The sequence below is a fragment of the Streptococcus mitis genome (assembly GCF_965111725.1).
In the GTDB taxonomy this organism is placed as follows: domain Bacteria; phylum Bacillota; class Bacilli; order Lactobacillales; family Streptococcaceae; genus Streptococcus; species Streptococcus mitis_DV.
In genome coordinates this window covers 287568-314326 of sequence record NZ_OZ217341.1, presented here as the reverse complement: position 1 = coordinate 314326, position 26759 = coordinate 287568, and the positions used below count along the sequence as shown (strand labels likewise).

16 protein-coding genes and 1 pseudogene are annotated in these 26759 nt (G+C 41.9%); all 17 read right to left on the bottom strand.

Annotated features, from left to right (window positions below):
• Window positions 1–163 precede the first annotated feature (163 nt).
• The 17 genes and pseudogenes from ply to ACLV7Q_RS01515 all read right to left on the bottom strand — a co-directional run bounded on the left by ply (window position 164) and on the right by ACLV7Q_RS01515 (window position 26726).
• On the bottom strand, window positions 164–1579 hold the full coding sequence (ply, locus tag ACLV7Q_RS01595) for a cholesterol-dependent cytolysin pneumolysin (protein ID WP_061438673.1): 1416 nt from the start codon (window positions 1577–1579) through the stop codon (window positions 164–166).
• Window positions 1580–1589: 10 nt separating this feature from the next.
• A complete protein-coding gene (locus ACLV7Q_RS01590) occupies window positions 1590–2000 on the bottom strand; it encodes a hypothetical protein (protein ID WP_000595751.1) in 411 nt (136 codons plus the stop codon).
• Complete coding sequence (locus tag ACLV7Q_RS01585) at window positions 1993–2601, bottom strand: hypothetical protein (RefSeq protein WP_218758074.1); 609 nt, start codon at window positions 2599–2601, stop codon at window positions 1993–1995. Before ACLV7Q_RS01585 ends, ACLV7Q_RS01590 begins: the two co-directional genes overlap by 8 nt.
• A gap of 12 nt (window positions 2602–2613) precedes the next feature.
• Window positions 2614–3072 (bottom strand): DUF4231 domain-containing protein, encoded by a 459-nt coding sequence (locus tag ACLV7Q_RS01580; protein ID WP_173261663.1) that lies wholly within the window; start codon window positions 3070–3072, stop codon window positions 2614–2616.
• A 311-nt stretch (window positions 3073–3383) separates the two neighbouring features.
• A complete protein-coding gene (locus ACLV7Q_RS01575) occupies window positions 3384–14621 on the bottom strand; it encodes a DUF1542 domain-containing protein (protein WP_411865978.1) in 11238 nt (3745 codons plus the stop codon).
• A 795-nt stretch (window positions 14622–15416) separates the two neighbouring features.
• On the bottom strand, window positions 15417–15920 hold the full coding sequence (locus tag ACLV7Q_RS01570) for a PBECR4 domain-containing protein (protein WP_173303203.1): 504 nt from the start codon (window positions 15918–15920) through the stop codon (window positions 15417–15419).
• A 765-nt stretch (window positions 15921–16685) separates the two neighbouring features.
• Window positions 16686–17108 (bottom strand): annotated as a pseudogene (locus ACLV7Q_RS01565) (hypothetical protein); the annotation flags it as partial.
• Window positions 17101–17847, bottom strand: coding sequence for an ImmA/IrrE family metallo-endopeptidase (locus ACLV7Q_RS01560; RefSeq protein WP_343236525.1), 747 nt, complete (start codon window positions 17845–17847; stop codon window positions 17101–17103). The pseudogene ACLV7Q_RS01565 and the gene ACLV7Q_RS01560, both read right to left, overlap by 8 nt.
• Before the next feature lie 12 nt (window positions 17848–17859).
• Complete coding sequence (locus tag ACLV7Q_RS01555) at window positions 17860–18204, bottom strand: helix-turn-helix domain-containing protein (protein ID WP_050086717.1); 345 nt, start codon at window positions 18202–18204, stop codon at window positions 17860–17862.
• 370 nt (window positions 18205–18574) lie between these two features.
• Window positions 18575–19525 (bottom strand): N-acetylmuramoyl-L-alanine amidase family protein, encoded by a 951-nt coding sequence (locus ACLV7Q_RS01550; RefSeq protein WP_049524692.1) that lies wholly within the window; start codon window positions 19523–19525, stop codon window positions 18575–18577.
• Window positions 19526–19893: 368 nt separating this feature from the next.
• Window positions 19894–21264 carry an MATE family efflux transporter gene (locus ACLV7Q_RS01545; RefSeq protein ID WP_218757205.1) on the bottom strand — a complete coding sequence of 457 codons (1371 nt, stop codon included), beginning with the start codon at window positions 21262–21264 and terminating at the stop codon, window positions 19894–19896.
• 114 nt (window positions 21265–21378) lie between these two features.
• The gene (recA, locus tag ACLV7Q_RS01540; protein ID WP_050234077.1) at window positions 21379–22545 is read right to left on the bottom strand and encodes a recombinase RecA; all 1167 of its coding nucleotides are present in this window, start codon (window positions 22543–22545) and stop codon (window positions 21379–21381) included.
• Window positions 22546–22599: 54 nt separating this feature from the next.
• Complete coding sequence (locus tag ACLV7Q_RS01535) at window positions 22600–23856, bottom strand: competence/damage-inducible protein A (protein WP_218757206.1); 1257 nt, start codon at window positions 23854–23856, stop codon at window positions 22600–22602.
• A gap of 83 nt (window positions 23857–23939) precedes the next feature.
• Window positions 23940–24956, bottom strand: a complete 1017-nt coding sequence (gene brpA, locus ACLV7Q_RS01530; protein ID WP_218757207.1) for a biofilm formation/cell division transcriptional regulator BrpA — start codon at window positions 24954–24956, stop codon at window positions 23940–23942.
• A gap of 7 nt (window positions 24957–24963) precedes the next feature.
• Window positions 24964–25482 carry a GNAT family N-acetyltransferase gene (locus ACLV7Q_RS01525; RefSeq protein WP_218757208.1) on the bottom strand — a complete coding sequence of 173 codons (519 nt, stop codon included), beginning with the start codon at window positions 25480–25482 and terminating at the stop codon, window positions 24964–24966.
• On the bottom strand, window positions 25472–25915 hold the full coding sequence (gene tsaE, locus ACLV7Q_RS01520; RefSeq protein ID WP_218757209.1) for a tRNA (adenosine(37)-N6)-threonylcarbamoyltransferase complex ATPase subunit type 1 TsaE: 444 nt from the start codon (window positions 25913–25915) through the stop codon (window positions 25472–25474). Before tsaE ends, ACLV7Q_RS01525 begins: the two co-directional genes overlap by 11 nt.
• A 190-nt stretch (window positions 25916–26105) precedes the next feature.
• Entirely contained in the window at window positions 26106–26726 is a 621-nt protein-coding gene (locus ACLV7Q_RS01515; RefSeq protein ID WP_049532500.1) for a hypothetical protein, read from the bottom strand.
• Window positions 26727–26759: the final 33 nt, after the last annotated feature.

Sequence of the window (26759 nt, the reverse complement as noted above, 5' to 3'; positions counted from 1 at the left end):
TTTATGTTCTTTTTGATTTTACATAATACTGAAGTTAGACTAGTACAACGGCACTTCTAAAACAAGCAAAAGGTAGCTAATCCCTGTATAGCAAGGAGTTTTACTACCCTTTTTACTTTTTCTTACAGCCACTGTTTGATAGACTCATTTTAAAATCACGAGCCTAGTCATTTTCTACCTTATCCTCTACCTGAGGATAAAGAGTCGTTCCCCAAATAGAAATCGTCCGCTTACGTACTAGTGGCAAATCAGTTTTTTCATAAACCGTACGCCACCATTCCCAGGCAAGTCCGGTACACTCTCTAATTTTGACAGAGAGATTGCGAACATTCCCTTTTAAAGGAATACTAGTGGTAAAATGAGCCGTCAAATCCTGCCCATTTCTGTTCCAAGCCTTAGGAGTCAAGACTTCTTTACCTTGATAATCATAGGATAATTCATCCCAAGTAATGTAATATTGGGCAACATAGGCACCGCTATGATCCAAGAGTAAATCTCCATTTCTGTAAGCTGTCACCTTAGTCTCAACATAGTCTGTACTGTTTTGAAAGGTCGCAACTACATTGTCCCGTAAAAAAGAAGTTGTATAGGAAATCGGCAAACCTGGATGATCGGCTGTAAAGCGACTGCCTTCTTGAATCAAGTCCTCTACCATATCCACCTTGCCTGTTACAACTCGGGCACCCGAACTTGGGTCGCCCCCTAAAATAACTGCCTTCACTTCTGTATTGTCCAAAATCTGCTTCCACTCTGTCTGAGGAGCCACCTTGACTCCTTTTATCAAAGCTTCAAAAGCAGCCTCTACTTCATCACTCTTACTCGTGGTTTCCAACTTGAGATAGACCTGACGCCCATAAGCAACACTCGAAATATAGACCAAAGGACGCTCTGCAGAAATTCCTCTCTGCCTTAAATCCTCTACCGTTACAGTATCTTGAAACACATCTCCTGGATTTTTAACAGCATCTACGCTGACTGTATAATAAATCTGCTTAAAATTGACAATCTGAATCTGCTTTTCGCCCGAATGGACAGAATTAAAATCAATATCAAGAGAATTCCCTGTCTTTTCAAAGTCAGAACCAAACTTGACCTTGAGTTGTTCCATGCTGTGAGCCGTGATTTTTTCATACTGCATTCTAGCTGGGACATTATTGACCTGACCATAATCTTGATGCCACTTGGCCAACAAATCGTTTACCGCTCCGCGAACACTTGAATTGCTGGGATCTTCTACTTGGAGAAAGCTATCACTACTTGCCAAACCAGGCAAATCAATACTATAAGTCATCGGAGCACGATCGACCGCAAGAAGAGTGGGATTATTCTCCAACAAGGTCTCATCCACTACGAGAAGCGCTCCAGGATAGAGGCGACTGTCGTTGGTAGCTGTCACGGAAATATCACTTGTGTTTGTCGACAAGCTCCGCTTCTTTCTTTCGATAACAACAAACTCATCGGGTAACTGATTCCCCTCTTTGATGAAACGATTTTCAATACTCTCTCCCTGATGGGTCAAGAGTTTCTTTTTATCGTAATCCATAGCTAGTATAAAGTCATTTACTGCTTTATTTGTCATCTTCTACCTCCTAATAAGTTCCTGGATTGAGTTGCATAAACTCAGACTTGTTCAGCGAAATCAGCCGTGGTTGGACTAAGTGATCCAAAATTTCCTCGTACAATTCTTCTGAGACATTGCGTCGCCGTCTGGCTAGATAAGAAGTCGGAATGACCGTATTATCCAACATAAATACCTTATCTAAGTCAATCAAGGTTGGTCTTGTAAAAGGATTACGAGCTAAATCCGGCTCTTCTATCATAAAGTTCTTGACCAAACGTCTGGTCAAGAGAGCTGGTTTGAAGGTCTGATTTTTAACCAACTCTTTGTTTTTAGTCATGCTGTTGTCAATACAAATATACATATGATTCTTCACAGCCAAATCGCTACTAATACTTGGAAAAGGCAAATAAAGAGCTACAACATCTCCTCTCTTAATCAAGCAAGAGCACCCCCTTTTCTCCTAATGTAACATAGACAGGATTGACCAAGTCTTCTGATTGACTCAGAATTTCCAAAGTTTGAGTTTGGCGCCCTGTCAATTTAGTAGCATCTTGTCTCTTCAATACAAAATGCTTGTCGCCAATTACCTTGACACTATAATCCTTCTCCAAAGCTGACTGGTAAATCCACATCAGATCTTGTCTGTCCTGAGAACTCAAGAGAGAAGGATGTTCAAGTCTCCCTACAGTCTGATAAAAATCAAAAACAGGAGCCAAAGCTTGCCAATCTGACTGGCTAGTTGTCAAGGCTAGAAAAAGGGCTTTGCGAGCTGATACTTCTTGATTAGCCTTGAGAGTCCCTTTTCCCTCCAAGTTTTTTAGAAAGTGGGAAACTCCAGAAAGCAAATCTTTCTCTAACTGCGAGAAATAAAAACCTTGCCTTCCCAGACATAAGTCTCTCAAGTCGCTTTCTCTAGCAAATAAGAGTTCAAACATTTGATAGTAAAAGAAAAATATCTGGCACTGAGTCGCGCTCATCTTTTCCTTATCGGCTTCTTTTTTCAACCAGAGCAAGGGCAATAGGTAGCTGGATTGATACATTTCCTCCACCTCCTACTCTTTTTTCTCTGGAGCATCTGCACTAGCTGCCACTTCTTTTGACTGGATACTTTCCCACTGGTTGATTTCCTCTGAGATAAGACCTTCGCATGTCTTGACAAATAGGGCAAAAGCCTTGGTTTTTCCTGCATATTTCTCTGTTTGGCATTGATAGAGGAATTTTTCTCTCTCCAGGAGTTGCGCAGTTTTTTGGTAAGAAATCCAGTGTTCCTTGGCATTATACAAATTGAGAATCCCCTCACACAGCAAGCCTAGACTGGACAAGGCAACCGAAATCAAACGGTAGCGATCACCTGGCATAGGAATAGCACAAAAGACCGCTATGAGAAAACCTGCCACGATTTCTGTTATTTTTAATACCTTATAGCGTCTACGATGTTGAACACTTTTCTTTAAAAAATAAGCTATCTGTACATCCAATCGATCTGTCAGGTACATTTCTTCTGGCGTCATGTTCGTAACCCCTTTCATTTACTTTGATAATCATAGTATAACATATTTGAATATCAAAGTATAGTAAAAACTGGACTATAACTTATTATAAAACCCAAATATGAAATGTTTATGAAATAAGGGAAAAATATCACAAATAGGATAGAACAAAAAGTTTCAAAATGATAAAAGCGCATAATACCTTGCCTTAAAAAGCTTGATATTATGCGTTTTATCAGAGAAAGATTTTCTGAATGTTCACCTCAAATTGAGTTTTTCCAACATTCTATCAATCACTATTCTAGCTAGTTTCCGACTCGTCTAAACTTTGCTTATCTTAACTGAGCAAGAATAGCTTTGAGTTTCTCAATCAACTCATCTTCTGTGTGGTCAGACTCTTTCTCATTGGCTAGGAAGGCAACTGCTTGAGCGAGAGCTTCTCGTGCTTTATCGAGAACTTTCGCATCTACATTTGTAAGGTCGCTTTCTTGCAGAACCTTAGTCAATTCCTTGGTCAATTTCTTGAGTTCTGACTCTTTCTTACGACGAGCGATGAGGAAGAGAAGGAGACCAAGAAGGGCGAGCAGGCTAGTAATCATCGTACCATATGGAAGATGACCTTGCTCTTTGCTTGTTTCTTTCGTTTCTTCATCCTTAGTCGTTTGCTTGCCTTTCAAGGATTCGAGAGCTTCTTTAACCTTGGCAGTCATCTCTTTCAAACCTGCCTCTGTCAAGTCAGCATTTCTAAGGGCTGCTTGACCTTCTCCGAGAATGACCTTCGCAGCGTCGATGGCAGATTGATCAATACCATCCAAGTCTTTCAAACGAGTTTCCAAGTCTTGAATCAAATCTCTTAAGACTGATTTATCAACAGTTTCAGCTTGACTAGACTGTGCGCCTCCAGAGAAAGCCACACTTCTACGGCTACGGGCTGGTAGTGTCACACTGGTGTTAGTGTTGCCATCGTTGTTGGTGTTACCACCGTTGTTAGTGTTACCACCATTGTTAGTGTTACCATCGGTGTTGGTGTTACCACCATTGTTAGTGTTACCACCGGTGTTGGTGTTACCACCATTGTTAGTGTTGCCACCGTTATTAGTGTTGCCACCGTTATTAGTGTTACCACCATTGTTAGTGTTGCCACCGTTATTAGTGTTACCACCATTGTTAGTGTTGCCACCGGTGTTGGTGTTGCCACCGTTATTAGTGTTGCCACCATTGTTAGTGTTGCCACCATTGTTGGTGTTGCCACCGTTATTAGTGTTGCCACCATTGTTGGCGCTTGCTGTGGCACTGACCTTACTGATTTCTCCAATACCAGTAGTCTTCGCAGTATCTACAGCAGTTTGGTCTTTCGCTTTATCGACTTCGCCCTCTGCTTTTCTTAAGGCTTCATCAACTTTGCGATTGGCTTCGTTCAACTCTTCTGTAGTCAAGTGTTCGACTCTCGCCAACTCCGCTTTCTTCTCTTGCGCTTTCGTTTGCAGTTCTTGCTTAGCGTTGGCGTTGGCTGTCGCGGTTGCACTAACCTTATCGATTTCTCCAATACCAGTAGTCTTCGCAGTATCTACAGCAGTTTGGTCTTTCGCTTTATCGACTTCGCCCTCTGCTTTTCTTAAGGCTTCATCAACTTTGCGATTGGCTTCGTTCAACTCTTCTGTAGTCAAGTGTTCGACTCTCGCCAACTCCGCTTTCTTCTCTTGCGCTTTCGTTTGCAGTTCTTGCTTAGCGTTGGCGTTGGCTGTCGCGGTTGCACTAACCTTATCGATTTCTCCAATACCAGTAGTCTTCGCAGTATCTACAGCAGTTTGGTCTTTCGCTTTATCGACTTCGCCCTCTGCTTTTCTTAAGGCTTCATCAACTTTGCGATTGGCTTCGTTCAACTCTTCTGTAGTCAAGTGTTCGACTCTCGCCAACTCCGCTTTCTTCTCTTGCGCTTTCGTTTGCAGTTCTTGCTTAGCATTGGCGTTGGCTGTCGCGGTTGCACTAACCTTATCGATTTCTCCAATACCAGTAGTCTTCGCAGTATCTACAGCAGTTTGGTCTTTCGCTTTATCGACTTCGCCCTCTGCTTTTCTTAAGGCTTCATCAACTTTGCGATTGGCTTCGTTCAACTCTTCTGTAGTCAAGTGTTCGACTCTCGCCAACTCCGCTTTCTTCTCTTGCGCTTTCGTTTGCAGTTCTTGCTTAGCATTGGCGTTGGCTGTCGCGGTTGCACTAACCTTATCGATTTCTCCAATACCAGTAGTCTTCGCAGTATCTACAGCAGTTTGTGTCTTAGCTTTATCGACTTCGCCCTCTGCTTTTCTTAAGGCTTCATCAACTTTGCGATTGGCTTCGTTCAACTCTTCTGTAGTCAAGTGTTCGACTCTCGCCAACGCCGCTTTCTTCTCTTGCGCTTTCGTTTGCAGTTCTTGCTTAGCGTTGGCGTTGGCTGTCGCGGTTGCACTAACCTTATCGATTTCTCCAATACCAGTAGTCTTCGCAGTATCTACAGCAGTTTGGTCTTTCGCTTTATCGACTTCGCCCTCTGCTTTTCTTAAGGCTTCATCAACTTTGCGATTGGCTTCGTTCAACTCTTCTGTAGTCAAGTGTTCGACTCTCGCCAACTCCGCTTTCTTCTCTTGCGCTTTCGTTTGCAGTTCTTGCTTAGCGTTGGCGTTGGCTGTCGCGGTTGCACTAACCTTATCGATTTCTCCAATACCAGTAGTCTTCGCAGTATCTACAGCAGTTTGGTCTTTCGCTTTATCGACTTCGCCCTCTGCTTTTCTTAAGGCTTCATCAACTTTGCGATTGGCTTCGTTCAACTCTTCTGTAGTCAAGTGTTCGACTCTCGCCAACTCCGCTTTCTTCTCTTGCGCTTTCGTTTGCAGTTCTTGCTTAGCATTGGCGTTGGCTGTCGCGGTTGCACTAACCTTATCGATTTCTCCAATACCAGTAGTCTTCGCAGTATCTACAGCAGTTTGGTCTTTCGCTTTATCGACTTCGCCCTCTGCTTTTCTTAAGGCTTCATCAACTTTGCGATTGGCTTCGTTCAACTCTTCTGTAGTCAAGTGTTCGACTCTCGCCAACGCCGCTTTCTTCTCTTGCGCTTTCGTTTGCAGTTCTTGCTTAGCGTTGGCGTTGGCTGTCGCGGTTGCACTAACCTTATCGATTTCTCCAATACCAGTAGTCTTCGCAGTATCTACAGCAGTTTGGTCTTTCGCTTTATCGACTTCGCCCTCTGCTTTTCTTAAGGCTTCATCAACTTTGCGATTGGCTTCGTTCAACTCTTCTGTAGTCAAGTGTTCGACTCTCGCCAACGCCGCTTTCTTCTCTTGCGCTTTCGTTTGCAGTTCTTGCTTAGCATTGGCGTTGGCTGTCGCGGTTGCACTAACCTTATCGATTTCTCCAATACCAGTAGTCTTCGCAGTATCTACAGCAGTTTGTGTCTTAGCTTTATCGACTTCGCCCTCTGCTTTTCTTAAGGCTTCATCAACTTTGCGATTGGCTTCGTTCAACTCTTCTGTAGTCAAGTGTTCGACTCTTGCCAACGCCGCTTTCTTAGCTTGAGCTTTTTGTTGTAGGGCTTGTTTAGCGTTGGCGTTGGCTGTCGCGGTTGCACTAACCTTATCGATTTCTCCAATACCAGTAGTCTTCGCAGTATCTACAGCAGTTTGGTCTTTCGCTTTATCGACTTCGCCCTCTGCTTTTCTTAAGGCTTCATCAACTTTGCGATTGGCTTCGTTCAACTCTTCTGTAGTCAAGTGTTCGACTCTCGCCAACTCCGCTTTCTTCTCTTGCGCTTTCGTTTGCAGTTCTTGCTTAGCATTGGCGTTGGCTGTCGCGGTTGCACTAACCTTATCGATTTCTCCAATACCAGTAGTCTTCGCAGTATCTACAGCAGTTTGGTCTTTCGCTTTATCGACTTCGCCCTCTGCTTTTCTTAAGGCTTCATCAACTTTGCGATTGGCTTCGTTCAACTCTTCTGTAGTCAAGTGTTCGACTCTTGCCAACGCCGCTTTCTTAGCTTGCGCTTTCGTTTGCAGTTCTTGCTTAGCGTTGGCGTTGGCTGTCGCGGTTGCACTAACCTTATCGATTTCTCCAATACCAGTAGTCTTCGCAGTATCTACAGCAGTTTGGTCTTTCGCTTTATCGACTTCGCCCTCTGCTTTTCTTAAGGCTTCATCAACTTTGCGATTGGCTTCGTTCAACTCTTCTGTAGTCAAGTGTTCGACTCTTGCCAACGCCGCTTTCTTAGCTTGAGCTTTTTGTTGTAGGGCTTGTTTAGCGTTGGCGTTGGCTGTCGCGGTTGCACTAACCTTATCGATTTCTCCAATACCAGTAGTCTTCGCAGTATCTACAGCAGTTTGTGTCTTAGCTTTATCGACTTCGCCCTCTGCTTTTCTTAAGGCTTCATCAACTTTGCGATTGGCTTCGTTCAACTCTTCTGTAGTCAAGTGTTCGACTCTTGCCAACGCCGCTTTCTTAGCTTGAGCTTTTTGTTGTAGGGCTTGCTTAGCGTTGGCGTTGGCTGTCGCGGTTGCACTAACCTTATCGATTTCTCCAATACCAGTAGTCTTCGCAGTATCTACAGCAGTTTGGTCTTTCGCTTTATCGACTTCGCCCTCTGCTTTTCTTAAGGCTTCATCAACTTTGCGATTGGCTTCGTTCAACTCTTCTGTAGTCAAGTGTTCGACTCTCGCCAACTCCGCTTTCTTCTCTTGCGCTTTCGTTTGCAGTTCTTGCTTAGCGTTGGCGTTGGCTGTCGCGGTTGCACTAACCTTATCGATTTCTCCAATACCAGTAGTCTTCGCAGTATCTACAGCAGTTTGTGTCTTAGCTTTATCGACTTCGCCCTCTGCTTTTCTTAAGGCTTCATCAACTTTGCGATTGGCTTCGTTCAACTCTTCTGTAGTCAAGTGTTCGACTCTCGCCAACTCCGCTTTCTTCTCTTGCGCTTTCGTTTGCAGTTCTTGCTTAGCATTGGCGTTGGCTGTCGCGGTTGCACTAACCTTATCGATTTCTCCAATACCAGTAGTCTTCGCAGTATCTACAGCAGTTTGGTCTTTCGCTTTATCGACTTCGCCCTCTGCTTTTCTTAAGGCTTCATCAACTTTGCGATTGGCTTCGTTCAACTCTTCTGTAGTCAAGTGTTCGACTCTCGCCAACGCCGCTTTCTTCTCTTGCGCTTTCGTTTGCAGTTCTTGCTTAGCGTTGGCGTTGGCTGTCGCGGTTGCACTAACCTTATCGATTTCTCCAATACCAGTAGTCTTCGCAGTATCTACAGCAGTTTGGTCTTTCGCTTTATCGACTTCGCCCTCTGCTTTTCTTAAGGCTTCATCAACTTTGCGATTGGCTTCGTTCAACTCTTCTGTAGTCAAGTGTTCGACTCTCGCCAACGCCGCTTTCTTCTCTTGCGCTTTCGTTTGCAGTTCTTGCTTAGCGTTGGCGTTGGCTGTCGCGGTTGCACTAACCTTATCGATTTCTCCAATACCAGTAGTCTTCGCAGTATCTACAGCAGTTTGGTCTTTCGCTTTATCGACTTCGCCCTCTGCTTTTCTTAAGGCTTCATCAACTTTGCGATTGGCTTCGTTCAACTCTTCTGTAGTCAAGTGTTCGACTCTTGCCAACGCCGCTTTCTTAGCTTGCGCTTTCGTTTGCAGTTCTTGCTTAGCGTTGGCGTTGGCTGTCGCGGTTGCACTAACCTTATCGATTTCTCCAATACCAGTAGTCTTCGCAGTATCTACAGCAGTTTGGTCTTTCGCTTTATCGACTTCGCCCTCTGCTTTTCTTAAGGCTTCATCAACTTTGCGATTGGCTTCGTTCAACTCTTCTGTAGTCAAGTGTTCGACTCTTGCCAACGCCGCTTTCTTAGCTTGCGCTTTCGTTTGCAGTTCTTGCTTAGCGTTGGCGTTGGCTGTCGCGGTTGCACTAACCTTATCGATTTCTCCAATACCAGTAGTCTTCGCAGTATCTACAGCAGTTTGGTCTTTCGCTTTATCGACTTCGCCCTCTGCTTTTCTTAAGGCTTCATCAACTTTGCGATTGGCTTCGTTCAACTCTTCTGTAGTCAAGTGTTCGACTCTCGCCAACTCCGCTTTCTTCTCTTGCGCTTTCGTTTGCAGTTCTTGCTTAGCGTTGGCGTTGGCTGTCGCGGTTGCACTAACCTTATCGATTTCTCCAATACCAGTAGTCTTCGCAGTATCTACAGCAGTTTGTGTCTTAGCTTTATCGACTTCGCCCTCTGCTTTTCTTAAGGCTTCATCAACTTTGCGATTGGCTTCGTTCAACTCTTCTGTAGTCAAGTGTTCGACTCTCGCCAACTCCGCTTTCTTCTCTTGCGCTTTCGTTTGCAGTTCTTGCTTAGCGTTGGCGTTGGCTGTCGCGGTTGCACTAACCTTATCGATTTCTCCAATACCAGTAGTCTTCGCAGTATCTACAGCAGTTTGGTCTTTCGCTTTATCGACTTCGCCCTCTGCTTTTCTTAAGGCTTCATCAACTTTGCGATTGGCTTCGTTCAACTCTTCTGTAGTCAAGTGTTCGACTCTCGCCAACTCCGCTTTCTTCTCTTGCGCTTTCGTTTGCAGTTCTTGCTTAGCGTTGGCGTTGGCTGTCGCGGTTGCACTAACCTTATCGATTTCTCCAATACCAGTAGTCTTCGCAGTATCTACAGCAGTTTGGTCTTTCGCTTTATCGACTTCGCCCTCTGCTTTTCTTAAGGCTTCATCAACTTTGCGATTGGCTTCGTTCAACTCTTCTGTAGTCAAGTGTTCGACTCTCGCCAACTCCGCTTTCTTCTCTTGCGCTTTCGTTTGCAGTTCTTGCTTAGCATTGGCGTTGGCTGTCGCGGTTGCACTAACCTTATCGATTTCTCCAATACCAGTAGTCTTCGCAGTATCTACAGCAGTTTGTGTCTTAGCTTTATCGACTTCGCCCTCTGCTTTTCTTAAGGCTTCATCAACTTTGCGATTGGCTTCGTTCAACTCTTCTGTAGTCAAGTGTTCGACTCTCGCCAACTCCGCTTTCTTCTCTTGCGCTTTCGTTTGCAGTTCTTGCTTAGCGTTGGCGTTGGCTGTCGCGGTTGCACTAACCTTATCGATTTCTCCAATACCAGTAGTCTTCGCAGTATCTACAGCAGTTTGGTCTTTCGCTTTATCGACTTCGCCCTCTGCTTTTCTTAAGGCTTCATCAACTTTGCGATTGGCTTCGTTCAACTCTTCTGTAGTCAAGTGTTCGACTCTCGCCAACGCCGCTTTCTTCTCTTGCGCTTTCGTTTGCAGTTCTTGCTTAGCGTTGGCGTTGGCTGTCGCGGTTGCACTAACCTTATCGATTTCTCCAATACCAGTAGTCTTCGCAGTATCTACAGCAGTTTGGTCTTTCGCTTTATCGACTTCGCCCTCTGCTTTTCTTAAGGCTTCATCAACTTTGCGATTGGCTTCGTTCAACTCTTCTGTAGTCAAGTGTTCGACTCTCGCCAACTCCGCTTTCTTCTCTTGCGCTTTCGTTTGCAGTTCTTGCTTAGCGTTGGCGTTGGCTGTCGCGGTTGCACTAACCTTATCGATTTCTCCAATACCAGTAGTCTTCGCAGTATCTACAGCAGTTTGGTCTTTCGCTTTATCGACTTCGCCCTCTGCTTTTCTTAAGGCTTCATCAACTTTGCGATTGGCTTCGTTCAACTCTTCTGTAGTCAAGTGTTCGACTCTCGCCAACTCCGCTTTCTTCTCTTGCGCTTTCGTTTGCAGTTCTTGCTTAGCATTGGCGTTGGCTGTCGCGGTTGCACTAACCTTATCGATTTCTCCAATACCAGTAGTCTTCGCAGTATCTACAGCAGTTTGGTCTTTCGCTTTATCGACTTCGCCCTCTGCTTTTCTTAAGGCTTCATCAACTTTGCGATTGGCTTCGTTCAACTCTTCTGTAGTCAAGTGTTCGACTCTCGCCAACTCCGCTTTCTTCTCTTGCGCTTTCGTTTGCAGTTCTTGCTTAGCATTGGCGTTGGCTGTCGCGGTTGCACTAACCTTATCGATTTCTCCAATACCAGTAGTCTTCGCAGTATCTACAGCAGTTTGGTCTTTCGCTTTATCGACTTCGCCCTCTGCTTTTCTTAAGGCTTCATCAACTTTGCGATTGGCTTCGTTCAACTCTTCTGTAGTCAAGTGTTCGACTCTTGCCAACGCCGCTTTCTTAGCTTGCGCTTTCGTTTGCAGTTCTTGCTTAGCGTTGGCGTTGGCTGTCGCGGTTGCACTAACCTTATCGATTTCTCCAATACCAGTAGTCTTCGCAGTATCTACAGCAGTTTGGTCTTTCGCTTTATCGACTTCGCCCTCTGCTTTTCTTAAGGCTTCATCAACTTTGCGATTGGCTTCGTTCAACTCTTCTGTAGTCAAGTGTTCGACTCTTGCCAACGCCGCTTTCTTAGCTTGAGCTTTTTGTTGTAGGGCTTGTTTAGCGTTGGCGTTGGCTGTCGCGGTTGCACTAACCTTATCGATTTCTCCAATACCAGTAGTCTTCGCAGTATCTACAGCAGTTTGTGTCTTAGCTTTATCGACTTCGCCCTCTGCTTTTCTTAAGGCTTCATCAACTTTGCGATTGGCTTCGTTCAACTCTTCTGTAGTCAAGTGTTCGACTCTTGCCAACGCCGCTTTCTTAGCTTGAGCTTTTTGTTGTAGGGCTTGCTTAGCGTTGGCGTTGGCTGTCGCGGTTGCACTAACCTTATCGATTTCTCCAATACCAGTAGTCTTCGCAGTATCTACAGCAGTTTGTGTCTTAGCTTTATCGACTTCGCCCTCTGCTTTTCTTAAGGCTTCATCAACTTTGCGATTGGCTTCGTTCAACTCTTCTGTAGTCAAGTGTTCGACTCTTGCCAACGCCGCTTTCTTAGCTTGAGCTTTTTGTTGTAGGGCTTGTTTAGCGTTGGCGTTGGCTGTCGCGGTTGCACTAACCTTATCGATTTCTCCAATACCAGTAGTCTTCGCAGTATCTACAGCAGTTTGTGTCTTAGCTTTATCGACTTCGCCCTCTGCTTTTCTTAAGGCTTCATCAACTTTGCGATTGGCTTCGTTCAACTCTTCTGTAGTCAAGTGTTCGACTCTTGCCAACGCCGCTTTCTTAGCTTGAGCTTTTTGTTGTAGGGCTTGCTTAGCGTTGGCGTTGGCTGTCGCGGTTGCACTAACCTTATCGATTTCTCCAATACCAGTAGTCTTCGCAGTATCTACAGCAGTTTGTGTCTTAGCTTTATCGACTTCGCCCTCTGCTTTTCTTAAGGCTTCATCAACTTTGCGATTGGCTTCGTTCAACTCTTCTGTAGTCAAGTGTTCGACTCTTGCCAACGCCGCTTTCTTAGCTTGAGCTTTTTGTTGTAGGGCTTGTTTCGGCAACTCTTTTCCGACTGGGTTCACGCCGTTGATATTATCCAATCCCCGTTGCAAGGCATCCTCCACCTTAATAAGGCTGTCGGCATTGTCAATCTCTCTTGTAGCATTCCGTGCATAAATATCAACTTTACTAGTGGCGCCATTTTGCTCCACTTGGGATAAATTTTTATTCTTGCTAATAGAGTCGTTTTTTACTCGTCTCGCTTTCTCTATTTCATCCTTGGCATCACCTTTTGCCTCGACATATGTTCTACTATGCCATTGGTTTACCAGAAACAGTTCTCTCCCTTCTCTCCCTCTCAAACCAGCAGCATAGTCCAATTTTTTAATATCATTGTTCCCAACAGTGTCAAATGAAAACGTGTATTTTCTATCACTATTCGGCAATTCAAAGTAATACAACTCTCCCGAACTCGAATTAATCTGTGTGAACTTTTCATCTGAAATGTTCTGATCTTCCCGACTTTCAGCTCTTCTTTCATAAGGGTTAGTCCCACGAGGCCCTCTCCTAGCCAGATCATTTAAACTCCCACTAGGCATTGGATCTAATCCGAATCTATTATTAACACCACTAGACTGAGGAGTTCCTTTAGTAACCCTACCAAATTGTGCTCTGGGTTGCTGTAGTAGATTTAAAATGCTACTACTATTTGGAGACGTAGATGTACTTCCTCCACTTTTTTCTGTTATGGTCAAACCATCTGAATTACGTTTGAACGTTTGACCCGAAGGAATAGTAAACCAGACCTGAGTATTCCCAGGCATCATCCTATGCCCTCCATTAACCTCAAACACCCAATGGAAACCATCCCTTGTTGATGTCACCGTAGCTTTAATATACCTTTCAGCCTCTAATACAGGTGCCGTCGCTTCATTTCTTGGACGTCTGTCTGAGAAGAATACATAGGTATACTTATCATAAGGAGATTTTCCCTTATCGCCTGACCTTTCAAAGTAACTTTCTCTAGCGCGTTTAAAGTCCTCAGAGTAGTTTTCGGCAGCTCTTGCAGCTCTTGCAGACCTTCCACTATAGTTAGCACTACGAAAGTCAGAGTAGCCACCATCACGTGGTTGCAGGGTTACTCCTCCAGCTGTAGTCTCTTCTCCATATTTTTCTTCCAGCACTCCTTCGATGAGGTCTCGGGATTTTTTCAGGTCGACTAGGGCAGCGGCAAAATCTTCTTGGCTAATGGTATCACCTTTAGAAAAGGCTTCATTAAACTTATCAGCTGCTGCTTTTGCTGCTTGGATTTTATCTTCCGACGCTCCGTACTGTCGAAGCTCCTTGGTAATATCCTCCAATTCCTTTTTTAGTCCATAGACGCCGTTTTCACCGTCTGTCGTATTAGTGTAGGTTGGGAGTTCTTGTCGACTAGGCTTTTCACTAGATTCAGTTTTTTCTGAGTTACCTACAGTTTCTGGATTCGCCTGATCTACAGCTGGTGTGGCTTGGCTCAAACCACCTCTTTTACGACGCTTTCCACCAGTTGCTTGCTCAGTTGCAGTTCCGTTTGGTTCGACAAGCTTATTATTTGTCGAACTTGCTTCACCCAAGTCTATCAATTTTGGTAGCGATGGCTCCAAGGCTTGATTGACACGGCTCGTCAGTTCTTCCATCAGTCTTACTTGCTCATCAACCTGCGCTTGCGTCGCATTTGGGTCGTCCAAAACTGCCTTAGCTGCTGCTAGACGCGATTCCACTTCATCGTGGAGCGCTTTCATGGAGTCTAGCGTTAGATTTGCCAACAAAGTTTGCAGAGTGCCTTGGAGTGATTTAGCTTCTGTCGTTTTAGTGGTAGATGTGGGCTGGTCTTGCTCTTTTTCTCTCTCTGATTGAGAAGTTTCTTGAGCAGCTGGCTTCGTCTCTGGTTTGGTAGGAGCAAGGGCATCTGTTTCCTGCCCCTTACTAGCGTCCTCGGCTTTAGTCTCTGGAGAGTTTGACTCCCCTGTAGACTGGAGCTCAGCCGACGGTTCAGTCTGAGAGACCTTCTCTGGCTCTTCCCCATCTGACTCCTGCTTATCCTTATCTGGTGTTCCAGCAGATCCAGCAACTACATCACTGGCTGTTGCCGAAGATACTGCCGGTGCCTGCGCTTGCACCCCATTTGCAAAGAACATCAGAGCCGCAACCGCAACGCTAGCAGCCCCAAAATGGTATTTACGAATGGAATAACGGAAAATTTTCTCTCCATTACCATCATTCTTTTTCTTGAACATAAGTGAATCCTTTCCTCGTCTGAGAGCTTCCCCAAGCTTAGAAAGCGCGCAAAAAGCCAACAGACGATAATATATCAATTATATAGTAACACTTCTGACATACAAATCAACCCCATCGCTGATAGTATAGAGTCAGGAAATGCAAGAAAAAAGCGACATTATATATATATATATATATATATATATATATATATGCACAGACATATAAAACCTTTTGATACAGCCTGTTTTTTAACAAATAGCGAAACAGTTATACTACATTTATATATGTACAACACCTTTTTGCGCCAATATTACAATATTGTTACATTTTAATTACACAATCGTTTCAAGAAATATGATGGAAACCTGAGTATTTTATAGTAATTCCCTTCCTATCAATTAGGTCAACAGTTGAGTGTTACACCCTATCCTCAGCAAAGGACTATGATCAGCATTTCCTAGCCACTAGGACGCTCCAAATCACCTATTTAAGTCCATCATAGCTTGGTCAGTAAGATACAGACTGCAAGGCGACGCTGACGTGGTTTGAAGAGATTTTCATTGAGTATAATTTTAACTTCTTATTTTTCATTCCTATTCCTTAAATAAAAAGCTCACTAAAAAAGTGAGCAACATTTCCAATGAGATACTTCTGTTGACGAGCGCGTCTCTCCGCCCCCTCATTGCCTTGCGAAGAGGCTTGGCGAATCGAAAGGAGGTGTTTTTTCCTGTTTTCAATTCTACTTATTTTTGCACATTTTTTTAATTTTATCAAACAAAAAAACGCAAGCCGAAGCCTGCGAAAAGTTTTTTTTATAACCATTTAATTTCTTTCACATCTGTTTTACGAACTTTAGCATATTTCTTAGCGCTTGTAAAATGTAGAGTAACCGGTTTAAACACTCCACTTTTATCTCTTCGCAAACCTAAAATTGCGGATCTTTTATTTCTATCTTCAAAAAATATGACGTCCAACTTCATAGTGTTTTTAGATAAATCTTTGGCTAGGATACAACAACTCGTTATCTTAGAATAGAAGATATCACCGATAAAACTATACAAAGATATCCTTTCTATAACATCGTTGTACATGGGATTATTTTTATATTCTTCCAAAATAAAAACACCAGCTTGAATAGCAGGTATTGTTTGACTAGCATAATCTCGTGTGATTTTGTGCAAGCCAAATAAGTGATGTAAATCAGTCAAGCAAAAATCTACTTCGAAAGTCTCTAAATGCTTATAATTCGTTGATACTTGACATGTTTTTCCATAGAATTTCTCTTGATAATCTAAAATACAATCAAGTAATTTCAACGACAAACTCCATATTTTCTCAAAATAAAAAAAGCACGGGGCAGTTCTCACTACTGCCCAAAGTGGATGATTAGAGTCGGCTTCTCTAACTCCCTATGTTGTGCTTATTAGGCTTATCGCAAGGGAACAGTTTTTAGCTCTGCCAAGCCACATAGCGTGCTTACTACTATGTGTCCATGTCTCCATGGATTGCCGAGCTGTTTAACGACGTTTTGGGAGTCGGGATAACGAGAAAAGTGATACTTTTACGTTTTTTCCAACTTAATTATGACATCTTTCTTTAAAAAAGTCAATATTTATCGCTTTCTTTAACGAAAAAAATCCCACAAGAACGAATCCTGTGGGGAGATACACATTTTAGAAAAGCTTTCCTTTATTCTACTATTTTTCTTGTATTTTATCATTCAGTATGATAAAATACAAGTTTTTTTGATAAAATAACCAAAAACTACTCGCTATCCCCTCTCACATCACCCTGCATATCGTTTGATATGCGACTGATAGTTCAGGGAAACTTCAAGGAGAACTTTTCTCTCATCCCCTATGCAGGTCATTTCTACTCTTATAGGCTCAATTTGACACTTTTCTTCTTCGAATTGCTCATATTCCTCCTGAATAGTAAGTTCGATTTATCCAAATTTATTTTTGTCTAGTTTAATGAACACTTCCACGAAGATAGTCTGAAAAAGAAGCCGCCCCAATTTTCCTTCTCTTTTTAAGCATATTATTCCAGATATGATTGCCCTCTTGTTCAGTAATAAATTGCGCTTTAAACGCTTCAACCAGTATATCTCCTGTTGTCATATGTTCTAAAGAAAATTCTTCTACATATGGTTGAACATCTCTTAGGTTATTACTTCCTAATATCCCATTATGCTTTTTCGCTAAGGAAATAGAAGCCGCTTCTCCCTTACCAATAACCTTGTTACTATCATGATTTCTTGTTAAATTTCTATATAATGCGTATTCCTCAGTTCCAATGTCTATACTCACAATCTCAGCTGAACCCTTAGCTACTAACTGGTCTATCCTAGATTTTAAATGGGGAATTGTAGGTATATTGATTTCATCATACACCTCTTGTGGAATAACAATTTTACCCGAATAGAGCTTTTCTAAAAGATGTTCAGTGCCAACCCATAAAAATGCTGAAATACAATCTGTATCAATAAATACACGACTAGTCAAACGACAACTCCCCCTCTTCATCTAGCCCATATACAATATCATATCTGAAAGCATCTAATAGCAGTTCCTCATACTTCCCTTGCGAAATTCTGTTATTTTCTAAAAGTTGTTCAGTCGATTTAATATAGTATCCTAATACCATTTCCTTTTTACTTTCTGACAAAGGACGATATAAACTTGTATCATAGCCTAATCTTGAAGCTGTCTCTATAACACTAATATCCATATTTTTAATTTCTTCTGCATCAAGGTATCCATCATTCCGCAATCTATATAACATAGCTTTATGACTGATACCATAAAACTGACCTAATTTTATAATATCTTCTACTTCAAGATGAGTTCTATTGGCATTTTCTCTTATTTCCTCAACCATCCTATACAGTGAAGATGGGGAAATTAAAAAATAAGAAGCAAACTGATCCGCTTTTCTTTCAGTTTCATCTCCTTCACCAATCAAAATAAAACTGACTGAACTCTTCTTCACCTCATCATAATAAAGATGATACAGTTCATGTGCTAAAGAAAATCTTTGCCTTCCTAATGACATGTCTGAATTGATTACAATGAGACTGGACTGAGTTCCTTTATAACAGACTCCGCTAATATTCTTTCCGAGTCCATAAAATACCAGCGTCAAATTTTCTATCTTTTGTACCAATTTAAAAATATCTATCGGCGCTTCACCATCAGCTCCCAACTTTTTTCTAAGATTTGAAGCTTTATTACTTAAATCCATTTTATCAATCATTTATTTTGTCTCCAATAGCTGATCTATCTCAAATTGATTCAATACAATTTTATTGATTTTCGCTAAAACTTTAAGATCTTGGTCTACTATTTTATTTTTTCTAAACGATATGACACACTGTTGTTCAGCTTGTTCGCCAAACAAAAGATAGTCAACCGTACAGCAAAACAGGGCAGATAGTTTCTCAATAACATCCGACGTGATATTCCTTTCACCTTTTTCCATTTTGGCAATCATGCTTTGATTCAAAGACAAATATTCAGCAATCTTATCTTGAGTAAGATTTGAAGATATTCTAAGTTCTTTTATTCTTTTTCCAACATCACATACATTTATCATATTCATACACCTCTCATAAAAAGAATAGCACACCCTTGTCATAAAGTCAATTTTTTAAATAAAAAAATTATGACAAAACAAGAAAGCAATTTATTGATGTTGCTTAAAAATCCAAAAGTGATGATATTAAACCTATTTGATGAGTTCCTATCAAAAATCGTATCTTCAACCTCAAAACAGTACTTAAAGCTATCCGACTCGGTTTACATTGTCAAATTTAGATTTTATTTGAGCATAGCTTTCTAGTTTGCTTTTTGATTTTTATTTAATATAATAGCAAAAATTGAAGGAAATATCTCCACAAGAAAACGCATACTATTAAGCTTTTTCAAGACCTAATAATATGCGCTGTTCTGATTTGAAAGACATTCCATTATTATTTTACTGTTATCAAGCCTTCAGGCTCGACTGTAAATTCTGGTTTTTCTGCTATCGTACCATCTTCTTTAAGGTAATACCATCCATCATTTGATTTGACAAAGGCATTAGAAACCATGTCCCCATTTTGACTATCAAGATAGTACCAAGTCTCCTTGTATTTGATCCAGCCTGTTTTCATAGCACCTTCTCCATCGAAATAGTACCACTTCTCAGCGATTTTCTTCCAGCCTGTCGCCATTTCGCCTGACTGGTCAAACCAGTACCAGTTGCCGTCTGTGTGCTTCTTCCAGCGGTCTGCAAGCATATATCCTGAACCGTCAAAGTAATACCAGGTACCATTGACTTTCTCAAACTTATCTTTTGGATAAGAGCCGTCTGAGTGTACATACCAGGTGCCAGTATCGTTCTGTTGCCATCCTGCTTCAATCGTCAAGCCGTTTTCAATATCCTGCTTAAACTGCTCACGGCTAATACCCCATTTGGCAAGATAAGGATAGGGGTCAATGTGATCTGAGTTGTTGTCAGGTTGGTTATTGGTGCAATATTCGTGTGTCTTGATACCTGCCAAGTCGTCTGTATCAAGTGTTTTCGGTATACCAGCTTCATCCGCTAGATTGCGCAAGAGTTCGATATAGAGACGATAGTCAATCAGAAACTCTTCTTTTGATTCATGGCTTTCAATCAGTTCAACTTGTGCATAACCTTCTGCATTCCAACCGCCCCCAACGTCCCAGGCACCATTATCAACAGGTCCTACCTGCATAACACGACCATTACCGACTACATGAGAAAAGAAGCCCAATTCAGGATCTTTTCTGTAATGGTAGTCAGCCTCATTTTGCACCGTTGAGTTACGGTTGCCTGTGGAATGGGCATGAACTTGCCTATATGGTTGCACGCCGACTTGAGGCAAATCTGTTCTTAATTTACTCACATCAATTTCCATATTCTACTCCTTATCAATTAAAACAACTTATTTTTTACAATCCAGAACCAGAAACTCCTTTATTTCTACCTTACAAAGAAGACAATCCTAGTCACGATTAGGCTTGTAGATAGAACTTCAAAACGCACTATTTTGACACTGTAAATAGGACTGACAAGGTCTGCATTCTATCTACAATAACACCCCAGACTAAAAAGCTTTTCAAAAGTATATTTTTACAGTCTCTATATGTCCTTTTAATAAATACATTATATCATATAAAAGAAGTCAAAAGTATATTAAACTATTTTCAAGACCAAACTAAAGATGACAGCACAAGTTTTTTTCGATTTTCACTAGAGGAAATGGATTTTATTCAGCAAATACAGCTAGGAGAGCACTTTGGTTGCCAAGATGGCCTTGCCTTCTTTTATCAAGGGGTGACGAAACAGTGAGAAATACAGTTGGATGGTCATGGCAACCCAGATGAGGGGTTCGCAAAGGATAACTCCCTTATAGCCTGCCCAAGGGATAATCAAGATCACAAAAGCAATTTTCCCGATTAGTTCGATAAAGCTAGAAACCAGAGGAAGGATCTTTTGCCCCAAGCCCTGCAAGCAATTGCGATAAATCAACAAGAGGCTCAAAATGGGATAAAAAGCTGAGCTGATTTGCAGATAGAGACTTCCATTTTCTATCAAGTAACCATCTGTCGAACTAGCCAAGAAGGAAACCAAGGCTGGACTAGCAAAAAAGAGGAAGACACAAACAAAAACTGCCCAGGATATACTTAAACGACTGCCGATTCGAAGACCTTGAACAATGCGGTCTGGTCGCTTAGCTCCTAGATTCTGAGAAGCAAAGGTCGTCATCGAGGCAGAAATAGCAGTCATAGGAAGAAGGGCAAAGGCCATAATGCGTCGAGCTGCCGTCTGGGCACTAATAATCACTGCACCAAAAGTATTGACAGAAGACTGTAAAATCACACTGCCGATGGAAACAATTGAACTCATCAAACCCATAGCCAAACCTTGCTCCAAGAGATCCGCATACAAGGCCTTGTTCCATTTGAAATGTTTGAGTTGAGGCAAAAGTTCTGGCACACTCTTACGGATATAATAAAAGCAAAGAACCGCTGATAAGCCTTGCGAAATAATGGTAGCAAGTCCCGCGGATTGAACTCCCAGATGCAATTGCGTAATGAAATAGAGATCCAGAACCACATTAACCAAGGCAGAGAAAATCAGAAATCCCAGAGCTGCCAGACTGTCACCAATAGACCGCAACAAGCCTGCAAAAAGATTATAAGCAAAGCTGACACCAACACAAGTCACAACCATAGAAATATATTGATAGGACTGAGGGAGAATTTCAGCAGGGGTATCTAGGTACTGTAAAAGAGGATAGAGACCAAGAAAGCCCAGCAGCATCACTACAACACTCAAAAGAGCACCTAAAATCCAGGTGGCTGCTACTGCTTCCTTGATTTTAGTGAAATTCTGAGCCCCGTAATAACGGGCAATGACAATCCCCATGCCATTACCAATACCAAGAGTAAAACCTACAATCAGGTCAAAAATTGCTGTCGTCGCCCCTACTGCAGCCAAGGAATTTTGACCAAGAAAACGCCCAACAATCAAGACATCAGCAGTATTATAGAGCTGTTGAAAGATATTAGACAGTAAGATTGGGAAGGCGAAGCTTAAGAGCGAGGGAAGAATCGGACCATGTATCAAGTCCACTGTTCGTTTTTTATTCATAAGGCTATTATATCAGCTTTCTAGTGGAGCGACAAGAAACAGCAAACTGTAGGCAATCTGAAAACTTGAACAACAAACTGAAAAAGCAGTGGATTTCTCCACTACTTTGACAGCTTATTCTTCAATTTCGATTTCAAGCTCATCGCCTAGGTCAAGAGTTACTTCTTCATTCACAGAATCTGCTTGAACTGCTTCATCTTTTTTGTTTTCAGTATCTTGTTCTGAAGCTTCTTCTCCATCAATCAAGCCAAATTTAGAACGGACTTGCTTATCAATTTCATCAAAGATTTCTGGGTGCTCTGCCAAGTATTTCTTAGCATTCTCAGAACCTTGCCCAATTTTTTCATCTTTGTAAGAATACCAAGCTCCTGCTTTTTTGATAATATCCAAGTCGCTTGCAATCTTCAAGAGTTCACCAGTCTTAGAAATTCCTTCTCCGTACATAATTTCAACTACGGCTTCCTTAAACGGTGGAGCTACCTTATTTTTTACAACCTTAATCTTAGTTTCTTTACCGACATTGGTTTCTTTTTGGTCACCAGTTCCCTTAATTTGTGTATTACCACGAACATCCAAACGGACTGAAGCATAGAATTTCAGAGCACGTCCACCAGGAGTTGTTTCTGGATTTCCAAACATCACTCCAACTTTTTCACGCAATTGGTTGATAAAGATGGCAATTGTTTTGGTTTTATTGATAGAAGCACCAAGTTTACGCATGGCTTGGCTCATCATACGAGCCTGCAAACCAACGTGGCTATCTCCGATATCTCCATCAATTTCCGCACGAGGTACAAGGGCTGCAACTGAGTCGACCACGACAAGGTCAACTGCACCTGAGTCAATCAATTTTCCTGCAATCTCAAGACCTTGCTCTCCTGAGTCTGGTTGTGACAAGAGCAATTCGTCAATGTTAACACCAAGAGCCGCAGCATAAGCTGGATCAAGGGCATGTTCCGCATCGATAAAGGCAGCAATCCCACCTTCTTTTTGCGCTTGTGCAACTGCATGAAGGGCAACTGTTGTCTTACCAGATGACTCTGGTCCATAGATTTCGATGATACGTCCCTTAGGATAACCACCCGAACCAAGAGCAATGTCAAGAGCCAAAGAACCTGAGCTCATCACTTGCACCTTTTGCTCCGCACGTTCACCCAAACGCATGATTGATCCTTTACCAAAGTCTTTCTCAATCAATTTAAGAGCGTCATTCAAGGCTTTTTCACGTTCTGCCCCGAATTTTTTTGAAATTTCATCTAATTTTTTTGGTTTTTTCGCCATTCTATTCTCCTACATTCTAATGATCCTAAGACCTATTTACTATTATATCAAAAGTTAGTCACTTAATAAAGCCTTGCGAACTAGGTTAAAGGCATGCATAACCGCAATATGACGTACATCTGCTCGACTTCTGCCTCCAATATTCACCTTGATAACCTCAGTTCCTTGCTCTTGCGCCAAGCCTATGAAGACTGTCCCAGCTGGGTGCCCTTCTAGGCTATCTGGTCCTGCCACTCCAGTCAAACTAATTCCAAAATCAGATTGGGTCTTGCTTCGTGCCTGCTCAGCCATCTTCTGAGCTGTAAATTCAGACACTACACCCTGTTCTTCCAAATCCTTGGCAGGAATATCCAACATCTTTGATTTCTCCTCCAAGCTATAGGTTACAAAACCACCCTTAAATATACTTGAAACTCCAGAAAAATCCGCTACAGTAGCTTGGAAAAGCCCTGCCGTCAAACTCTCGGCTGCAGTGATGGTTTTCCCTTGCTTTTTCAGTTCTTCTACCACAATGCTGGCTAATCTAGTCTCTTCCCCATAACCATAACAAAGTTCTCGTAAAGAAAGATCTTCAAAGGTCTGGCGATCCAAGATTTGATTTTCCAAAATATCCAGCACTTGATTCGCTTCTTCTTGACTGCTAGCCTTTGTTGACAGACGCAAGGTTACCTCTCCTGTCTTGGCATAAGGTGCCAAGGTCGGATCGGTCTGATTATCAATCAAATCAGCCAAAATCGTCACCAGCTGGCTCTCGCCAATCCCAAAGAAACGAAGAACTCGGGAATACAGCTTGCTCCCTGTCATCAACTTGGGTAGAAGTTGGTTTAAGACCATAGGTTTCAATTCACTTGGCGGACCTGGAAGGACGACGTAGGTCACTCCATCAACTTCTAAGATTCCTCCAACAGCCAGTCCTGTTTCGTTGGGCAGTGGAGTCGCTCCTTCTACAATTTGAGCCTGTCTTTCGTTATTCGGTGTTCGGGCATAGTCTGGTCTCTGGGCAAAAAAGATATCCAACTTCTCCTGTGCCTGAGGATCGAAGACTAATTCTTTCCCTAAAAATTTAGCCAGAGTTTGTTTGGTCAAATCGTCCTCAGTTGGTCCCAAACCGCCTGTCAAAATCACCAGACTGCTACGTTGACTGGCAATCTCAAGTAAAGACAAGAGACGAGCTTCATTGTCTCCTACAGCCGTCTGAAAATATACGTCTACTCCAATCTCAGCTAGTTTTTCCGACAAAAACTGAGCATTGGTGTTGACAATCTGTCCTGTCAAAATCTCTGTTCCAACAGCAATGATTTCTGCTTTCATGTTTCCTCCTACCTATCTATTCGTATTTTTTTGAAAAAATCGCAGGAAATTTCCCACGATTGATTTTTTATTTGTATCAAAAGTTAATTATCTTCATCACCAACAGGTGCTCTGCCAAATAAATCTTCAAATAAGACCGCATTGGTTTCAAGCTGAGTGACTTCTTCTTGTCCCAAAGAACGTCGGAGTAGATTTTGCATTTCCAACATATGGGCTCTCGAAACAATCTGGTAAGAAACACCTTGAAGCATCTCTCCTTCACCCTGCAACTGCTGAGTTTCAATGGTTTTAAATGAATCTTTATAGCCTAGCAAGTTAGGGATACTTTTTGCAGACAAATCAATATTGGTCTGCATATTGTCACTCAAAGCTTTTAGAATCTCTTGATAATGACCAACGCTATTTAAACTGAGGGCTTTTTCCATGACTTTTTGAATAACTTCACGTTGACGTTTTTGACGACCATAATCCCCCTCAGGATCTTGGTAACGCATTCGTGCATAGACTAGGGCTTCTTCTCCCCCAATATGCTGCTCCCCAACACCGATAGAAATGGTATTAAATTCTTCTTGGTCACTGATAGAAATTGGGAAACCTAGGGTATTATTGACTGTAATACCACCTACTGCATCCACTAGTTTTTGCAACCCTTTCATATTGACCATCACATAGCGATCAATATGGATATTCATCATTTTTTGAATGGTTTCTATAGCAAGCTCTGCTCCACCATCTGCATATGCTGAATTCAGTTTCGCTTCATGAGCCTGACCATTCCCTGATTCAATGCGGGTCAGAATATCCCGCTCTAAACTCATCATCGTTGTTTTTTTCGTTTTAGGATTCACTGTCATCAAGATCATGCTATCACTTCTACCGACCCAAGTTTCAGTTCGTTCAGCATTTCCAGTGTCCACTCCCATTAACAGAATGGTTAGAGGTTCAGTCGCTTCAATAACCTTGGTTTCTTCGCCGATTTTTTTATAGGTTTTAGCTAAGGTTTCTGTCCCTTGTTGATAAATAGTATAAGCAAAAATACCTGCTCCTACTACAGTTACAGAAAGTAAAGCTAGCACCATTCCAATAATTTTTTTAATCATATTTCTACTAATCTATCAGTTTACCCATCAAGTAAACATCGATAAATTTCCCTTCTTCTATATATGCTCCACGCTCTTGGCGACCTTCAATGACAAAGCCATGCTTTTGATAAAGATGAACTGCAGCTTGATTACGAGTTTGAACAGTAAGTTGCAGTCTACAAAGAATGCCACTTGCTTGTGCCCACTCTATCGCTTCTTCTAGCAACAAACTTCCCAAGCCATTATTCCAATATCTTTTTCCAATCACAATGAAGAGATCTCCAATATGACGTACTCTCTTACGCTGGTCAGCTGTAATATTTACAATACCTGCAATTTTACCATTTAAGAATGCAAGTAAGATTATCTGATTGTCCGAACTAGCTTGCTTGTTTAGGAATATTTCCATCTCCTCACTGGTCAAGAGAATACCATCTCTGTCTAGGCTGGTGAAATCTGTCTCCAAACTCACACGATTTAAAAAAGCCACTAATTCAGCTGCATCTTTAGGCTCTGCTTCTCTAATGAGCAATTCATACTCCATGTTGAAGCTCCTCTAAGAGTTTTTCTGCACGCAAACCCTTTGCTTGGAAATGTAATCTACGACCGTCTTCTTCTTTTAGAATTTCCAACTCTAAATAAGTATCTGGCAAGGCATCTCCTAAGAGATTGCCCCACTCAATAATAGTCACGCCGCCACCAAAGAGAAACTCATCCAAGTCGATAGAATCCGCATCTCCTCCAATACGATAAACATCTAAATGGTAAAGCGGAAGACGCCCCTCATACTCTCTTACGATAGTATAGGTGGGACTCTTAATCATTTGAGAAATCTGTAAACCTTTAGCAAGTCCTTTAGTAAAGGTCGTTTTACCTGCACCCAGTTCTCCAGTTAGAATTAAAACATCATTCTTTTCTAATAGATGACCCAAACGCTCCCCTAAGGCTTGTAGCTCTTCTTCATTTTTTGTGTACATATTCTTATTATACCAAAAACTTTTCTTTTGTGTCTATTTTCCTGCTAAACTTATACTCAATGAAAATCAAAGAGCAAACTAGGAAACTAGCCGCAGGCTGTACTTGAGTACGGCAAGGCGACGTTGACGTAGTTTGAATTTGATTTTCGAAGAGTATTACCATCATAACATCCATAAAAACAGGCTTTCCCTAAAAGAAAATGAGCGTAGCAATGACCAATACAAGATCTCGGAAAATATGACCATAAAAGGAAACTTCCTTTTTAACAGAATTTGGGACAAGGTAGGCTGCAAAAAACAAGCCCAGTCCAATATAAATCAAAAGAGAGACAATGGTCATTGGATTTCTTAAGAAGAGAAGTGTTGCTAAAATAGTCACCAACACTGTCTTTTTTCTATCTAGCATAGCAAGCAAATCACGCATGTATTTTTTCAAGGGTAAAAAAATCAACAAATCTAGCCCAAATAGAAAGAAAAAGGATGGCAATAAAAAGTCAACTAATTCTTGCTGCAGCGTATTTTTGATGAACAAGTTATCTGACAGGACAAGAACAGCTCCTAACAAGTTAATTAAGAGCAAGATACTGTAAAAAAGCTTCACTGACTGCTTACTGGCTAGGACACTATGGACTTCTTGCTTACGGGTATAAAGATAATTTACTCCAGCACAGATTCCTGAAACGAAGACCATACTTCCGATGAAAAAAGCTGTACTTTGTTTAAAGGACAAGATGCATTCTTTCCATAGGAAACAGCTACTCAAACTGATTTGAATTAAAGCTAACAAAAATAAGATTCTCATTGATTTCATCTTTTCTCTCCCTTCCTACCAATCATTATACTA

What these genes read in the sequence shown, in the direction of transcription:
- tsaE (WP_218757209.1), bottom strand. Translation starts at nt 25,915, where the DNA reads ATGTACACAAAAAATGAAGAAGAGCTACAAGCCTTAGGGGAGCGTTTG.
- brpA (WP_218757207.1), bottom strand. Translation starts at nt 24,956, where the DNA reads ATGATTAAAAAAATTATTGGAATGGTGCTAGCTTTACTTTCTGTAACT.
- ACLV7Q_RS01545 (WP_218757205.1), bottom strand. Translation starts at nt 21,264, where the DNA reads ATGAATAAAAAACGAACAGTGGACTTGATACATGGTCCGATTCTTCCC.
- ACLV7Q_RS01560 (WP_343236525.1), bottom strand. Translation starts at nt 17,847, where the DNA reads ATGGATTTAAGTAATAAAGCTTCAAATCTTAGAAAAAAGTTGGGAGCT.
- ACLV7Q_RS01550 (WP_049524692.1), bottom strand. Translation starts at nt 19,525, where the DNA reads ATGGAAATTGATGTGAGTAAATTAAGAACAGATTTGCCTCAAGTCGGC.
- ACLV7Q_RS01535 (WP_218757206.1), bottom strand. Translation starts at nt 23,856, where the DNA reads ATGAAAGCAGAAATCATTGCTGTTGGAACAGAGATTTTGACAGGACAG.
- recA (WP_050234077.1), bottom strand. Translation starts at nt 22,545, where the DNA reads ATGGCGAAAAAACCAAAAAAATTAGATGAAATTTCAAAAAAATTCGGG.
- ACLV7Q_RS01575 (WP_411865978.1), bottom strand. Translation starts at nt 14,621, where the DNA reads ATGTTCAAGAAAAAGAATGATGGTAATGGAGAGAAAATTTTCCGTTAT.
- ACLV7Q_RS01580 (WP_173261663.1), bottom strand. Translation starts at nt 3,072, where the DNA reads ATGACGCCAGAAGAAATGTACCTGACAGATCGATTGGATGTACAGATA.
- ACLV7Q_RS01525 (WP_218757208.1), bottom strand. Translation starts at nt 25,482, where the DNA reads ATGGAGTATGAATTGCTCATTAGAGAAGCAGAGCCTAAAGATGCAGCT.
- ACLV7Q_RS01585 (WP_218758074.1), bottom strand. Translation starts at nt 2,601, where the DNA reads ATGTATCAATCCAGCTACCTATTGCCCTTGCTCTGGTTGAAAAAAGAA.
- ply (WP_061438673.1), bottom strand. Translation starts at nt 1,579, where the DNA reads ATGACAAATAAAGCAGTAAATGACTTTATACTAGCTATGGATTACGAT.
- ACLV7Q_RS01515 (WP_049532500.1), bottom strand. Translation starts at nt 26,726, where the DNA reads ATGAAATCAATGAGAATCTTATTTTTGTTAGCTTTAATTCAAATCAGT.
- ACLV7Q_RS01555 (WP_050086717.1), bottom strand. Translation starts at nt 18,204, where the DNA reads ATGAATATGATAAATGTATGTGATGTTGGAAAAAGAATAAAAGAACTT.